The organism is Bacteroides fluxus YIT 12057 (assembly GCF_000195635.1).
Taxonomy (GTDB): domain Bacteria; phylum Bacteroidota; class Bacteroidia; order Bacteroidales; family Bacteroidaceae; genus Bacteroides; species Bacteroides fluxus.
In genome coordinates this window covers 1-15,489 of the sequence record NZ_GL882637.1, presented here as the reverse complement: position 1 = coordinate 15,489, position 15,489 = coordinate 1, and the positions used below count along the sequence as shown (strand labels likewise).

15 protein-coding genes and 2 pseudogenes are annotated in these 15,489 nt (G+C 39.3%); 5 read left to right on the top strand and 12 right to left on the bottom strand.

The window, feature by feature from the left end; all coding sequences use genetic code 11:
• Window positions 1-6: 6 nt before the first annotated feature.
• From HMPREF9446_RS09750 to HMPREF9446_RS19105, 4 genes and pseudogenes are all read left to right on the top strand, one after another.
• Window positions 7-1,728, top strand: coding sequence for a RagB/SusD family nutrient uptake outer membrane protein (locus tag HMPREF9446_RS09750; protein WP_009125458.1), 1,722 nt, complete (start codon window positions 7-9; stop codon window positions 1,726-1,728).
• Between the two features lie 168 nt (window positions 1,729-1,896).
• Window positions 1,897-3,813: a beta-N-acetylhexosaminidase gene (locus HMPREF9446_RS09745; RefSeq protein ID WP_009125457.1), complete on the top strand. Its 1,917-nt coding sequence runs from the start codon at window positions 1,897-1,899 to the stop codon at window positions 3,811-3,813.
• A 70-nt stretch (window positions 3,814-3,883) separates the two neighbouring features.
• Entirely contained in the window at window positions 3,884-5,707 is a 1,824-nt protein-coding gene (locus tag HMPREF9446_RS09740; RefSeq protein WP_410510780.1) for an FAD-dependent oxidoreductase, read from the top strand.
• A 155-nt stretch (window positions 5,708-5,862) separates the two neighbouring features.
• A pseudogene (locus HMPREF9446_RS19105) lies at window positions 5,863-6,072 on the top strand (metallophosphoesterase family protein); the annotation flags it as partial.
• A gap of 275 nt (window positions 6,073-6,347) precedes the next feature.
• Here HMPREF9446_RS19105 and HMPREF9446_RS09730 read toward each other — a convergent pair.
• From HMPREF9446_RS09730 to HMPREF9446_RS09720, 3 genes are read right to left on the bottom strand one after another with little or no spacing between them, the layout of a single operon-like run.
• Window positions 6,348-6,872, bottom strand: a complete 525-nt coding sequence (locus HMPREF9446_RS09730; RefSeq protein WP_009125453.1) for a hypothetical protein — start codon at window positions 6,870-6,872, stop codon at window positions 6,348-6,350.
• On the bottom strand, window positions 6,835-7,569 hold the full coding sequence (locus HMPREF9446_RS09725; protein WP_009125452.1) for an ImmA/IrrE family metallo-endopeptidase: 735 nt from the start codon (window positions 7,567-7,569) through the stop codon (window positions 6,835-6,837). Before HMPREF9446_RS09725 ends, HMPREF9446_RS09730 begins: the two co-directional genes overlap by 38 nt.
• Window positions 7,556-7,909, bottom strand: coding sequence for a helix-turn-helix domain-containing protein (locus HMPREF9446_RS09720; protein WP_009125451.1), 354 nt, complete (start codon window positions 7,907-7,909; stop codon window positions 7,556-7,558). The genes HMPREF9446_RS09725 and HMPREF9446_RS09720 overlap by 14 nt, the downstream gene beginning before the upstream one ends.
• A gap of 488 nt (window positions 7,910-8,397) precedes the next feature.
• Here HMPREF9446_RS09720 and HMPREF9446_RS19385 point away from each other — a divergent pair.
• Window positions 8,398-8,903: pseudogene (locus tag HMPREF9446_RS19385) on the top strand (Arm DNA-binding domain-containing protein); the annotation flags it as partial.
• 381 nt (window positions 8,904-9,284) lie between these two features.
• Here HMPREF9446_RS19385 and HMPREF9446_RS09715 read toward each other — a convergent pair.
• From HMPREF9446_RS09715 to HMPREF9446_RS09680, 9 genes are all read right to left on the bottom strand, one after another.
• Entirely contained in the window at window positions 9,285-9,725 is a 441-nt protein-coding gene (locus HMPREF9446_RS09715; RefSeq protein WP_009125447.1) for a hypothetical protein, read from the bottom strand.
• Window positions 9,700-9,999 carry a hypothetical protein gene (locus tag HMPREF9446_RS09710; RefSeq protein WP_009125446.1) on the bottom strand — a complete coding sequence of 100 codons (300 nt, stop codon included), beginning with the start codon at window positions 9,997-9,999 and terminating at the stop codon, window positions 9,700-9,702. Before HMPREF9446_RS09710 ends, HMPREF9446_RS09715 begins: the two co-directional genes overlap by 26 nt.
• Window positions 9,992-10,399, bottom strand: a complete 408-nt coding sequence (locus tag HMPREF9446_RS09705; RefSeq protein WP_009125445.1) for a pepsin/retropepsin-like aspartic protease family protein — start codon at window positions 10,397-10,399, stop codon at window positions 9,992-9,994. Before HMPREF9446_RS09705 ends, HMPREF9446_RS09710 begins: the two co-directional genes overlap by 8 nt.
• A 44-nt stretch (window positions 10,400-10,443) precedes the next feature.
• Window positions 10,444-11,310, bottom strand: coding sequence for a WG repeat-containing protein (locus HMPREF9446_RS09700; protein ID WP_009125444.1), 867 nt, complete (start codon window positions 11,308-11,310; stop codon window positions 10,444-10,446).
• Between the two features lie 20 nt (window positions 11,311-11,330).
• A complete protein-coding gene (locus HMPREF9446_RS19305; protein WP_004289309.1) occupies window positions 11,331-11,465 on the bottom strand; it encodes a hypothetical protein in 135 nt (44 codons plus the stop codon).
• 786 nt (window positions 11,466-12,251) lie between these two features.
• Window positions 12,252-13,304 (bottom strand): DUF3871 family protein, encoded by a 1,053-nt coding sequence (locus tag HMPREF9446_RS09695; protein WP_009125441.1) that lies wholly within the window; start codon window positions 13,302-13,304, stop codon window positions 12,252-12,254.
• Window positions 13,267-14,157: an AAA family ATPase gene (locus HMPREF9446_RS09690; protein ID WP_009125440.1), complete on the bottom strand. Its 891-nt coding sequence runs from the start codon at window positions 14,155-14,157 to the stop codon at window positions 13,267-13,269. Before HMPREF9446_RS09690 ends, HMPREF9446_RS09695 begins: the two co-directional genes overlap by 38 nt.
• 90 nt (window positions 14,158-14,247) lie before the next feature.
• Entirely contained in the window at window positions 14,248-14,520 is a 273-nt protein-coding gene (locus tag HMPREF9446_RS09685; protein WP_004289510.1) for a hypothetical protein, read from the bottom strand.
• Window positions 14,521-14,750: 230 nt separating this feature from the next.
• Window positions 14,751-15,489, bottom strand: a 739-nt coding sequence (locus tag HMPREF9446_RS09680) for a HEPN domain-containing protein (protein ID WP_009125439.1), incomplete at its 5' end; no start/stop codon positions are given.

Sequence of the window (15,489 nt, the reverse complement as noted above, 5' to 3'; positions counted from 1 at the left end):
AGATATATGAAAAAGATATATACCTACCTGTTGGGCGGTGCCATGATGCTATCCGCCTGCCATGATCTCAATCTGAATCCGCTATCCAGCGGTTCTACCGGAAACTGGTATTCTACTGAGAATGAAGTGGAAATGGCCGTGAACGAGCTCTATAAGTATGAGTTCTGGCCGGAAGATGGACAGCAACAGGGTGACTGGTCGGACGACTATATCTGCCGCAGTACCCTGACTGACTTTGACAATGGAACACTAAACGGACAAAATGCCTGGGTCACCGGATTATGGAATGGACAGTATCAGGCTATTGCACGAGCCAATAATGTCATCGATAAAGCTCATCGTGCCATCGACAACGGAGCTTCTGCCGAGGTTATCAATCGTCTGATTGCCGAAGCTAAATTTCACCGTGCAGCAGCATACGCCAAACTGATTATCAAGTTTGGCGACCTGCCTCTGGTTCTCAAGGACGTGAGCACTGAAGAAGCATTGACTATGGGACGTACAGACAAGGCGATTGTATTGAAGCAAATCTATCAAGACTTCGATGATGCTATTTGTGTCTTACCTACCTCTTATTCCGAATTGCAGCGTGCCACCAAAGGTGCTGCACTTGCGTTGAAAGCACGTGTTGCTCTGATTATGGAGGATTGGACTGTAGCGGCTGCGTCTGCCAAGGCCGTCATGGATCTGGGCATTTACAGCCTCCATCCGGACTTCCGCTCCCTTTTCCTTTCTACAACCAAGACCTCTAGTGAATTTATCTTCAAGGTGCCCCGCGATGCTTCTTATGATATTTACTATGGTACGAATAATGGCGGTGTAAATGCCGTGTACAATGAGCTGCCTCGTAATCCAGGTGGATGGATGCAGATTTGCCCTTCATGGGAGTTACTGGCGGCCTTCACCTGCACCGATGGTAAGTTAATCGATGAATCACCGCTTTTTGACCCTCACAATCCGTTTGCCAATCGTGATCCACGCCTTTCTGAAACAATTGTACCCTTTGGGTCAAGCTGGCTAGGCTATGAATACAATCCCCACCCGGAGGCTCTGGAGTGCTTTAACTATAACACGGGTACTATGGTTTATAACAAGGATACACGTGCCAACCAACAATACGCCTCGTTCAATCAGCTGATTTGGAAAAAAGGCATTGATGAGACATGGCTCCAGAATGGCTTTAAGGTGAGTCAAGATATTATCTACTGCCGCTATGCAGAGGTATTGCTTACTTATGCTGAAGCAAAGATTGAGATGAATCAAATTGACCAGTCGGTACTCGACGCGCTTAATAGCGTGCGTGCACGTGCCTATGGGGTGGATAAGAGTCAAACCACTCTCTATCCGGCATTCACCTCGACTGACCAGAACACTTTGCGTCACCAGTTGCGCGTAGAGCGCCGTATGGAGTTGGCTAAGGAGCACATGCGCTATACCGACATCATCCGCTGGAAACTGGCTGAGAAGGTTATGAGCCGCAAGACTTACGGTATGCCTTATCCTGCTAGCGACTGCATAGATAATGTCGTAGCGACTGGTGACTGGTTCTGGGCATTCACTCCTGATGTGGATGAGGACGGCTGTGCAGACTTCTCACGTTTGGAGGCTGCCGGCAAATGTCAAGCACTTGCCACTCGCAGTTGGAACGACCGTCAATACTTGTGGCCTATACCGACTACCGAAATCCTGACTAACGGCAACTTGAAACCTAATAACCCCGGTTATTAATGATTCAAGCCTTTTCATAAGAAGGGCGTGTGAGAATAAAAGGAGGAAGGCTCCCTCACTTCTTTACACGCCCGTTTTCAATCTTGATACCATAAACTCACAGAGATGACCAGTCATCGTTCATTCTCTCTCGATGATTGGTTATCTCCTCTATTTTTAAAGATTTATATGAGATATTCGATTTGTATCCTCACGATCTTGCTGCTTTGGCCTTTCCCGGTTGTTGGAATAGATACTCAAAATGAACTCGCCATCCGTCAGATAAAGACAATTCAGGCGCCTTATGACTGGAGAACCACAACGGAGTTTTGGCAGGAGGTCATGACACCCTTGATAAAACAACCGCTGACATTATCCACCGAATCGACAGCTTCTATCCGCCTGCGCCAAGTGAAAACATTGACAAACGAAACCTACCAAATGGAGATTACCCGTAAGGGTGTGACCATTCAAGCGGGAACGAAAGAGGGGGCTAGTCGAGCATTGGCTCATTTGGCCCAGCTAATAGCTGCTGCTGATGAGCAAAAGATCCCCTGTACATACATCAAAGAGACACCCCGTTTTGTTTATCGTGGATTGATGATTGATTGCAGCAGACACTTCTGGAGCATCAATGAGCTGAAACGCGATATCCGCATGATGGCCTTGTTCCGATTTAACCGCTTGCATCTCCACCTAACGGATAACCAAGGCTGGCGCTTCTATATGAAAACCCATCCGGAAGTGGCACTCAAAGGGACTCATTATGAAGAAGTGCCTGAACTGTCAGATCGTTACTATTCCCGCGAGGAACTCATTGATTTGGTCAATTATGCCGCTGCAGCAGGAATTGATATTATTCCTGAAATAGATCTCCCGGGACATTGCCAGGCTCTGTTGACAGCCAGGCCGGAACTATCGTGCCACGGTGGTACATTTCAAGTCTATCCAGAAGAATATGAAGGGGTACGGACACGTCCAGGAGAGAATATGATTTGCGTATCCAATCCGGATACCTACGTCTTCATCAACGACATAATAGACGAACTGACAGCGATCTTCCCCTCCAAGCTCATTCATTTGGGAGGCGACGAAGTGGCTACTCATATTTGGGAAAGGTGTCCTCGTTGCCAAGCTCTCTATGCTCGCGAGAAGATGACTTCCTGGCATGAACTGCAAGACTATTTCACACAACGTGTCAGCCAAATGGTTCGGTCCAAAGGACGGCTTATGATTGGTTGGGATGAAATCAATGACCGACAGGCGGCTTCTCAGAAGGACGTCATTATGATATGGCAGACCGACGGTAGAAAGCAACAACGCATGGCTACAGAGCGTGGACTACAGATGATACTGTCACCAAAGGATCCCTGCTATTTCGACTTTGGCTATTCGCGCAACTCAACCCGTCGCGTCTATGAATGGGAGCCACTGGATAAGACTCTGAATGGTTGCGATATAGGGTATGTGTTGGGAGGACAGGCTAATCTTTGGACAGAATTTGTGACCACCCAAGAGGAAGTAGAGCGTATGCTTTGGCCGCGTGCCTGTGCCCTTGCGGAGGTGCTTTGGTATCAACCTGAACAAAAATCGTGGGAATGTTTCAAGAAAAAGCTGGCTTCAATCAAAAAACTGTTTGGCTGGACTGATACTGATTTCACAGAAGAAAGCCATTTGGACAACCTAGGCTTTGTGCCCACTGAAGAAGCCATACCATCTCTAAAAGAAGCTGCTGACATTACCACTGATATCGAAGGAATACGCTACTACCATAAAGAGTATGCCTTTGATGGAGACGAAACGACTTTCTTTGCTACGCCCTATTCTGTTCCTGCTGGCAGCAGTTTTACGGTGACACTCAAGGATTTAAAAACTGTGAAATATATACAAATACTGTTTGATGCCTCTAAGGAATATCCAGATATGGTGGAACTGCTAATAAGCAAGCGAGATGGTTTGTTTGTTCCTGTACCTTCCTCTCTGAAAGACGGGATTCTTACTGCCTCCTTCAATCAACCTCAGGAGGTGAAAGCTGTCAAGTTTACACTCCCCAAGTCGATGATGGCAAGACTGAGTATCAAGGAAATCTCTTTTATTAGCTATTGAATAACAACAAAATCTTTTCTTGATGATGAGAAAACAAGTACTTTTTATCCTAATCTTCTTATCCCTTTCTATGGGAAAGATGACATATGCCGCCGGCCTCATGGTAGAAGCTGAGAACTTTGCTTCTAAAGGCGGATGGGTGGTCGATCAGCAATTTATGGATTTGATGGGATCACCTTATTTGCTAGCTCACGGCTTAGGTTGCCCTGTAGCGGATGCAAAAACAGAAGTAGCCTTACCTGAAACAGGCGTTTGGCATGCCTACGTTAGAACCTACAACTGGACTTCTCCTTGGCATGAGGGTGAGGGACCCGGACGCTTTACCATTTCTGTCAATGCGAAAAGGCTCTCTGACCGCTTAGGTATCGAGGGAAAGGGGTGGATATGGCAATACGCCGGTTCCTTTCGCGCATCCAAGAAGACGGCTACTCTGCTGATTCATGATATGACCGGATTTGATGGCCGTGTGGATGCAATATGGCTGACTACTGATAAAGAGGCCGTTCCTCCCTCTGATGTGGCTGATTTGAATGCCTTCCGTCAGAGTATGGGCCTACTTCCCACACCGCGTGTGGAACGTGGCTACGACATGGTTGTCGCAGGTGCCGGGTTGGCAGGTATGAGTGCGGCGGTAGCTGCAGCCCGTTTGGGTTGTAAGGTAGCTTTGGTTAGCGACCGCCCTATAGTCGGTGGGAACAACAGCTCTGAGGTGCGTGTGCATCTGGGCGGTGCACTTGAGTTGGGGAAGTATCCTGCTTTGGGTGCAATGCAGAAGGAATTTGGTCCTCTAAAAGAGGGTAATGCGCAACCTGCTGCCAACTATGAAGATGAGAAAAAAATGAATTGGCTCAAGGCAGAACAGGGTGTAACCTGCTTCCTTGGGTATCATGTAGTTGCTGTGGAAAAAGAGGGTGACCGTATCGTTTCCTTGACAGCCCGTCATATTGAAACAGGAGAAGGCATCGCTTTGGAAGCCCCCCTCTTTGCCGACTGTACTGGTGACGGAACAGTAGGGTATCTGGCTGGAGCTGATTACCGCATGGGGCGTGAAGGTCACGATGAATTCGGTGAAGCGACTGCACCAGAAAGGCCAGATAGTATGACGATGGGAGCCTCAATTCAATGGTACTCCGAGGAAGGGAAACATAAAACCGTATTCCCGGAGTTTAACTATGGTATTGTTTTCAACGAGGCCAACTGTGAACAGGTTACCCAAGGTGAATGGACTTGGGAAACGGGTATGTACGCCAATCAAATCACCAAGGCAGAAGAGATTCGCGATTACGGTATGATGGTTGTCTATGCCAACTGGAGCTACTTGAAGAATCACAGTACAAAACACGCTGAATATGCTAAACGGTCTTTGGGATGGGTAGGCTATATTGCCGGTAAACGTGAATCACGCAGATTGATGGGTGACTACATTTTGAAAGAGGATGACTTGACGAAACATGTCGCTCACGAAGATGCGTCGTTTACCGCGACATGGAGTATCGACCTCCATCGTCCGGATCCCGAAAACAGCAACCACTTCCCTGGTAGAGAGTTTAAGGCCACGACGGATCATGTTGTCATCTATCCCTATCCTGTGCCTTACCGCTGCCTGTATTCGCGCAATGTGGATAATCTCTTCATGGCTGGCCGCAACATCAGCGTAACGCATGTCGCTTTAGGCACTGTACGTGTCATGCGCACCACAGGCGCAATGGGTGAAGTTGTCGGTATGGCTGCGTCAATCTGCCGAAAGCATGGTGTAGAACCAAGGGCTGTCTATCGTTATCATCTGGAAGAACTGAAACAACTTATGACTAAAGGGGTGGCACTTCCCGGATTGCCAAACAACCAGCGGTATAACGAAGGAGGAAGACTGAGTACCATGCCTCAATTCAAATAAGTTCAGAAGGACTACTTGGCATAACCGATAGAATGAAGATACAGGCTTCTGCTCTTTTGTTAAACCAAAAGTTTTCTCAAAGTGACAGGAGCCTGCATTTCATCATTTTTGCAGGAGTCGAAAGGTGCCGCCTTACTCTATCTCATTGACAGCCATTCTTAATTCCCCTTCCCGAATATAGCCAAGCGGTATGCGACGAAAAAGGCATCCTCCGCGGTACCCGTATGGAAACTGCCTGTTCTCCTCTTCTCAATAGTGGATTCTTTACTGCCATTAAGGAGCAGGGCGACATCATGGCCTGCTTCGTTGGTCATGATCACGACAATGATTATGCCTTAATGTGGTATAATGTTCTCTTGGCATATACCTTTCTCTTAATGAAAGTGTCTTCTTTAAGTTTGAAGGATGGGGTTAGATCTTGTTGAGTTGCAAACAAGTTGGTGGATAAGTGTTTTGTCTTGCGGTCTAATGTGAATCTAATATTGGCGTTATATGTTCCGTCAGCTTTTAGCTCACTTCTATTAATTTCAGTTTTCATATCCATACCTCTTGATTTCCAAGCCCAAAAATAATATTTCCTTTTCAAATAATATCTCTTGTTTTCTTCTATTTTCCTAAGATGTGTGCAAATTGTGTGCAATTAGATTTGTACGGTACATATATATTGGGTTATATCAATAATAGGAAGTTTACTTCCTGCATCATTTACAGCTTGCATAAATTCGGTACATTCTTGTTGTGTCATTTTCTTTCTACAATAAGCATAATACAGAAAGTCAAGGGTTGTCAGATAAGTGATATTGTTTTGGGAACAATATTCTTTTATGTCTTTTAAATTGCTACTCCCTAATACATCTTGGTTATCTCTGCAATAAATCATACACGCACTTTCCCCTTGCCCCAATCTACGTTGCAACGAGAAATACTCTTTCATAGATTCTCCTTTGGGAGAAAATATCTCTTTTCTTAATTTAGAAAAGTAGCAGAGATAATTATCTATGAAACCTCTTGTTTTAGAGTTCTTTGAAACTTCATTGTAAACCACGTCCAATATTATATATTCATATTCGGGGAATATATCAGGCAATAGTGAAAAGTTACCCGCTTCTATAAAATGGATAATTACATCAGCATCGAGTACTATTTTCGTTTTCTTGTGTTCCATTGATGCTTATTTTACTGAGTAGCTCCATATAATGGCTTTCTGAAATTTTTTCTTTATCGAATAAATTACGTGCCTTCTCTCCAAAATCACCGATAACCAGCCCCTCATTTGCAGCTTCGTATAGAGCTGTATCATATCCGAAACATCTTGCAGAGTGTTTTACTCCTATTTCAGCAAGTTGGGTACGTGTGTTTTCTGATATGAGGCCAATATTTAATAATCGATATAATAGAGCCGAACGAGAGACAGAAAAATAGTGTTCAAGTTTTAAAATCGTTGCTATGGAAATGTTTCTGGTATTTAGTTCTGTTTCTGGTATTAACTGACAAATTCCGGCTTCTGGCATTAATAAGGAGGAGGCAAACATATCCGCATTCTGCTCTATTTTATTTTTACTGTATCCTGGATTGCATTTATGTGGTGTCGGTTTTTCTTCTATAAATAAGTGATATAATTCGTGGGCAATCGTAAAATGCTGTCTTCCTTGCGGTTGATTAGAATTGATGAGCATAAAACGGTGTCCGGAATTATCTTTTAAACACATACCTGAAAAATTTTCAGACAGGGGTCTGAAAATTGTAAGTACATTCAGTTTTAGGAGCAAACTTTTCAATGTAATAGGCTCGGATGAACTAAGTCCATTATCTGTACGAAACTCTGATACTTGTCTTTCTATAATAAATTTATTCAGCTTCATTTTGGGCTATTCGTTCCATTTTTAGGTATGATTTCACAATATCCTTGAAATTAGCTATTTCTTTCAAATCACCGTCTTCTAAATCGGAAATTCTAAAAGCGGTGGCCATAATTTCATTATCAGCTTGAATATTATCTTCAAACAGAATAAAAGGCTCACAACCAAATAGACTTGAAAGCCGTTCTAAAATATCGTATGGAACTTCTCTTGTTCCTCCTTCATAATTACTATATGCAGAACGTTCTATCCCAATGGATTTAGCTATCTGTTCTTGCGTAAAACCGGATAACTCTCTAATTTTCTTTAGATTTTCTCCAATAATTTGATTAATCGTTTTCATGAGTGTCTCCTTTAATTTCTGTGGCAAAATTACCTATAATTTGTTGTATATACAAATACTGCCACAAAGAGTTTGCTTATTTATAGTTATTTAGATTACATGTTTCGAGATATTTTACAGTAATCATTATTCGTTGTATAGATGTTTGATTCTCTTTTTATAAGCGTATTGTATATTAACAAAGGGAACTATCTGTATCTATTGGTTATAAGCTATTTGATGTTTTTTAATATTTAGTTTTATACGGTTTTTCGACACTTTCTTATGATTGTTGAGAGAGCTTTGCCTTCTCGTTTTTGTAGTATATTGTTGTATTACAGCTGTTTATACTCTTATGCTATTCTTGCTATTGTCTTTTACCCGTTTGAAACTGACGTCTAAACTACTCAAAACCAATATTCAAAAGACTTTAAAACGTTTATATTCCATACAAATGAGGATATATAGACTATCGTAAGCAATTCCGCTTGCGGGTAATCACTAAAACCATGTATAATTTTTCAAAAGACGGTATCGTAGTCTCTACGGTACTTGATGCACGTACTGCCAACAAAGAAGGCAAATATCCTGTTAAAATCAAGGTTTATTATCAAAGAAAGCCCACGTATTATTCTATTGGTATCTGCATGACGAAAGAAGAATGGAACAAGCTGCCGGATCTTTAGTCCGTATGAATGTTGAAGCTCTGGCATAGAAAGGAACATTCTCTTTCAATATGCTCAATTTACGTTTGGGAAAAGCTACCGGTGATACTCTGAACAGTGCCATACGAGCTAAGATTGAGGAACTGAAAAACGAAGAAAGAAAGGATTGACAAAGAAACAGTTGAAGGCCATTTTTTGATTATAAGAGTGAAAATGAAACCACTAACAGATATAAAGACCTCTGGATATTCATTTACTTGTGCAACGGCATCAATCCGACAGACATGCTGAAATTGAAGTTCTCGGATATTGTGGACGGTGAAATATGTTTTGTGAGACAGAAAACAGAGGTATGAAGTTGATAGGTGAAGAATAAAGAATATCATTTACCGGTGTGTCACGTTTATCATTGATTATGACCACTTTCCAAAGGTTGTGTGCAAATTCTGTGCAAGGAGTTTCGGTGTGCAAGAAAAAAGCCGCTACAAGGTACTTGTAACGGCTTAATTTTCTTTGCTTTTGTCTTGTGGACCAGCCTGGGCTTGAACCAGGGACCTCCAGATTATGAGTCTACAAGAAATTATGCTAAAAATAGTTGATTGTCAGCCTATTAATACTCTCTTAAAATGCCAATAGAACAACTATTGACCAACATTGGCAAGGTTTATACAATACCAATAGCAGCATTTAGTAATGCTAAGTTTCTTGTTTCTTTCTCATAACAATTTCTATTATTTTAAAATATCACATTTGCTCCAGAAGGTAGAGCCTAAGATAGCATAGTTCTCTTCAACACTCTTATCAACAAAGAATAGTTCAGAGTAAGGGTGTCCCTCATATTCAAAATTGAGTTTGACTGCCTTACGCTCTCTAAACTTATTATCACTGCACCAAACAACTTTCTTCCCAACATAATGGAATGTATCTTCCAGTGAAATACTATCTACATAAGCAGGAAGAAAAGGAAGGGAGGGATTATATTTAGGTTTTACATTTACCTCTCCTATACCATTATTCAAAAGAGAATCCTTCTGCTTATCTGTTTTGAAGAAAGCTAAGAAAGTAGGGCTAATCAAATTGTGTTTCATTCTTTTGTCCAGAAGGAATGTAAAGCCTAAACCTTTTACTTGAATAAATACTTCTATTTCATCGTTTCTTATAGTCATATCCATACAGCTTTTTGAACTTATCCTTTGCTTGTTCTTCAACTATATCATCTGGAATAAACTCTGCATATTCATCTGCTGATTTTATCTGCCTAATTATTTTGTCAAAGTGATAATCATCCCTGAGCTGTTGATTTTCCCTCTCATCTTCCTCATTAAGATTACCAGTGAGATGTCTTATCCTATAGTCTTGTTGCTCTATGGTTTTCCTATTAGATTTCATCTCTGCATATAGAAGTATTGCAGCTCCTACGGCAAGTATTGCTATGCCCTCAATCATTACATTTTACATTATAAGTTTCAAAATCAATAATCCATTTATTCTCTATCAAAAATTGTACCCCAAGTACCCCATGAATCTGTATCCCAGTTTCATCCTGCACTTGTTTTATAGCCTCAGAAGCATCCAATACAGAAAAGGTGGAAGTATAATCCCTCCCTTCAAAATTGAATGTAGCTTCAATGATAGGGGTTTCTTTGTAGTGTCCCTCTATCCCCATTGTTCTATATGTCCCTTCAAGTAGCTTAAACTCACTCTTAAAATGTTCATATACAAAGTCAAATAGGGTGTTATGAGTAGCACCAGTATCAATCAAGAAACAAAAGTTATTTGTTTTTCCTGATGTCAGTATCAGTGGTAAACCTGTTTTTTGCAGACCAAATGTTAGTGGAAATTCCATTTTTATTCATTTATAATCAATCATTATTTCATTTTATATCTAAATTACCCCTCATAAGCATCTGCTAATCCACTTTCTACATCTTCCCTACTCCAACCATCATAGAAAGCTTGCTCATCTCCATAAGGGTCATCCCAATTATCTACATCATTCATCCTTTCTTCTTCATAATCCCAGAAAGAAGTTCTATGTGAATATGTTTTGGAAGTCTTTTTCTTGTTAGAAGTTACCTTGGCAATAGGCAATGTTGTTTTCCCTATATCTGACTTTTCCATCAGTAAAGGGAAAATCTTACCACTACTATTGGCAACAATGGATATGACTGGTTCTTTGGGAATCCTTCTTAAAGAAACAAAACCTATATTAGCTCCGTAAGTAAAATACAATTGCCTTGTATTAGGTTGAGCTTTGACATACAGTTTCTTGCAATGTGCTAATTCTTTAAATGCCTCTACTGAATAAGTACAGATGTAGGTTAAACCATCAAAAATGACTTTATTGCCTAATTGGTGAAGGTTTATTCTTTCTTCTTTATCACCGAGAAAAGCCTTGAGAGAAAAAAGAGAATCTTCCTTTATAGCCCATATTTTATCATATTTCAGAGGAACAACAATATTTTCCAATGTGTCAATGATACCCCATTTATTCTTTTCTTCAAGATAATGATATTCCATTACACGAGAAAAACCACAAGTAAATTGCGGGTCACACCAAGAATATTTGCCAAAAGGAACTACTTGTTTATTGTCAATATCAATGTAAGCATACTGATATTGATGATTCCTGACCAAAGATAGACCACAACTGAATGGCTGCATTTCCATATATTGAGGTTGAATGATAACTTCCCCTCTTTGGTTCTTAGCTCCAAATAAGCCATCCTCTTGAAATATAATATAGTCCTTATCCATGCTGCCTTTTTGTAGCCATACTACAAAAAAGAAAGTGTGGTGCTTTCCTGCTGAGTCCAAGGTATCACCACAACACCTACAATCACAAACAAGGAAAGCCCACACCTGATGGTATGAGCATTCACTCCCTTACTGCTGTGATTGTTAGTCTTCAAAGTGGTGATTTTAGGACTTCACAAGTAAGAAGCAAACACTTCTTTATCTAATATGTCTTGTTAAACTTCTATTTCATTAGCAATCATTTGATTGTTTCTGTTGCAAAGTTAAAACTTTCCACATATAAACAATCATCTGAAAGCTACTTTTAATAGGTTTCAATCCATATTAGTACCATAGGCATGAGCTTATTCTCTTATCTATCATTAAGGCTCTTGAAGTGGAAAAGTAATAATAACCTTCATATCCACCACTGGCAAATGTACCATTTATTCTATTACATATCTCTGATTCTCATATATTTTCAAAATAAAAGCCCCAATTCCATGCTGGAACCGAGGCTTACAACAACAATAAACACAATACAAAGGCTGTTCACCTTTATCTTTCTTTAGCCATTATACACATGAATATCAATCCAATAGTGATATTCAAAATGCCTTTTATCATTATCTCCATGTTATAATCAGTTCAAATATCTTAATACCCAACTACAGCCAGCTACTCCAGAAGGAATAACAAGAAAAAGATGGAAGACATTTCATATCCAATCTTTCTTCCAAACTACCTTCTGGAGCTTGTTTTCCAGTTCTCCATTCAGTCACCATAGAAAATACCTCTTGCTCACTTACTTCCTATATAAATATAACCAAGTAAGTGTAAAGTGTCGAATTTTTATTTTTATTCCTATAAGGTGCATTACAAGTTTTTTCGACACTACAGAATTTCCTAACATAATGGATAAATAAGAGTAGATACTCCGGAAGGAAATAGAAAATATAAGATTATTGTATAAACCATGAATATTCATTTTCTCCATACAGAGCCTTATTTAGTCCTTCTGTAAGCTGTGTGGCATTGAGTGACCTATCCAAGAAATTATCTATATAGCTGCTTTTGTTGGCTCCAGTGAGCAGATTATATACATTCCACATGGAAATAGCATTCTGATTCTCAGGAAGGGCAAAATTATCATCATTGTAATATGCCTTGGCTACAAGCCCTATCTGAGTATCAGTCATCAGCATTTGAGGAAGTCTTTTCTTCTGTTCAATTGGGAGATATTGGTATAATCTACTCTTTCCCAAGAACTGTGCAAATTGGCTTTCAGTCATATAACTATCCTTATAAGCACTCATGTAGTATAGGTGCTTGGCTATATTGTATTCTTGAAATAGCCTCATCACTGAACTAAATAAATCAGTAGTGCTCATCACCTTTAATTCTGACTTGTAACCATCACTTGATACACACATATTACAGCAAACCATGTTCTTAAAGCCTATAAATACCTTGAACTTTTCTGCACCTTTCTTACTATATAGATTCTCATGATTATATGCCCTTACTCCACCAATAGTAAGATTCAATCTATTGCCCATTATATCTTCATGGATAGTGGGAATTTCAAAACAGAACATCATTCTTTCATAGTAAATAGTCTTGTCTGATTCAAGTAAATCCTTCACTGGTTTATGAATAGCTTCGGGTGTTCTGCCTTTAATGACATGGCTTACTCTGATTGCAGGTTCTTCAATCCTCTCATTGGGAAATATCTGATTGGCAGCTTCCCAAACAGTTTCAATAAATGAAGGGTGACTGATAGTAATCTCATTATCCTTACTGAATACTGGCACTACACATTCCTCCCTTAGATGCTGTATAGTGACTTCTTTGGTATTGGCTTCTATAAAAGGTAATCTTTTGTTTTCCCTTCTGGAGCTGATAATTTCAGTCTCTATAGTTTCAACTGGGGTTTCAACCTCAAACTTTGGCTGATTGAAGGTTTGTATCAACATGTTAGTTCTGTGTACTGGCATTAACTGCATTGCTTCCATAATGTATAAAATTAGGATTATAGTTGATAATAGGTTTATTGTTCTCTTCTTGTAACTGCATCTTCTTCTGCATGAAATCTGATGTAAGTTGCTGATACCATTCTGGGTATTGGTGATAAATGGAGGTAAGTTCTTCAATAGTTTTAGCTTGACTTATCTTCTGCCTTATCATATCCAAGTTTACTCCATTATTACACCAATCCAGTATTATTTGCCCAGTAGTGGGTGTAATAGTAAAGTCTGGTTTACCCATGAATAGACTTGTTCTATCCTTTGATGCAATGGCTTGATGCTTCATATTAATATCAAGGACTATAGTAAATTCATAGTCTATTCCATCCCTCATGACAGCCTTTAATCCCACTTTCTCAGGAATCATCTTGCCATTTTTTTCACTAAGAACATAATCCTGCTTGCACCTCATGGTACAAATAACATGGCTTGGAGATTGTAGAATCTTCTGCATGAAGGCATTAATTCTTGGTGTAATCTTCTGCCAATTAGTGAATGAATTGCCTTGTAGGTTAGCATGGTATTCCAGAAGGTTATCCCAACATTGAGAAATGCTGTCTATGATTATCACCTCCATTTTAGCATCCTCACATATCTTTATAGCTTCAATATAGGTTTCAGGTGTGAAGTTGTCTTGAAGGGGTAATACATTGTAGTTGCCTAAACTGGCATACAAATCAGCACTCCCATTTTCACTGTCAATAATGGCAATTTTGGTCCAGTCATTTGTCAGACCATAGGCTAATAATAGTGCAGAATAGGTCTTTCCTGAGCCTGCACAGCCTTGTAGAGCAAGTTTTATTTTAGCCTGCTTCTTTGATGATACTCTTAAATTTAACATGACTATATTCTATTAATGATTAACTACTTAGAAAAAAAAGGCAGTCAGACTATTAATCCAACTGCCCTTCTGGAGCATTTTTATTAGTTTCTATAGAGTTGCCAATGTAGTAGCCCCTCCTTCCCCTTTCTGATGTAACAGAAGGAATATATCTCCAGTTTCAGCAGAGCATACTTCTGAAATGACTGGTATTGTCAGCTCTCCAGTCTCCACCTTCCTTGAACAAGCTCCAGTTTCAAAGCCATAGACAAAGAAACACTTGCCTGTGTGCTCATTTCTTTTCACTTCAATCTTTTCCACATTGTGCTGTGCTTTAAATTCAGCTACACTCATTGTTTTTAAGAACTTCAAGTTTCTTTCCATAATTGTAAATTTATTATTGTTGTAGAGGGGACTATCCCCACCTTGAGTGATGGGGGAGGTGATTGGTTGGAGTGCATAACACTCATGGCTCCAGAAGAGAAAAAAATAAAAAAATAATTTTGGATAATTCTTTTAGGTCAGTAAAAACAGTTATACTATTACATATATAATTCAAAAATAAATAATGGGAAAGGCTCTATTTTCTGACTATTTTTACCAACCTTCTATTTTCATTTATGCAACAAATTACTATGACTATTATTTAAAATCTGATTTATTTGTGTATTATTGAAACCTATAAATTTAAGAATACAGCAAATTAAGAGTTTTCTTAGATTAAAGGTTAAATTATATAATTCCCACCCATCAAGGGTATTAGGTTTCTTTGATTTATTCATAAAATGAGAGTAGTAATGCCTTGAATCTACAACTTGTTTGATTTTTATATTATCATTCTTCAATTTATCAATATCTGAAAATTCGGATATAATTGCTTCAAGCATTTTTGTAAGACTTGCTTCTGTTCTAAATCGAGTACAAAATCCCTCAAGAGCTTGTACTACAATAAGGAAATCTATACTTGAAAATATTTTTGTATTTTGAATGCTATCAATAAGATGTGCTCTTATTGGTGCTATATCCTCTTTGTCATTATACCATTTATGAATTATTTTCGGATATTGCTCAGAAATTAGATTATAATCAAACAAAAATTCATGTCTTTTAACTTCAGTAGATATATCCATCTTTTCTTGAATATAGAGGAATTGTATTGGATGACAAAATCTTTTCTCATTATTTATTGTTTTATCATATAGCAATATTTGGGAACAGTTTACAGTATGTAACGTTGCTAATGAAAGAAATTGCTCAAACATAAAGATATTGGCATAAAAATCTTCTACAGAACTATTATCCTGCTTCAATATCTTAATATAACCCGTTGGCGGAATTAATTTAAGTTGATAA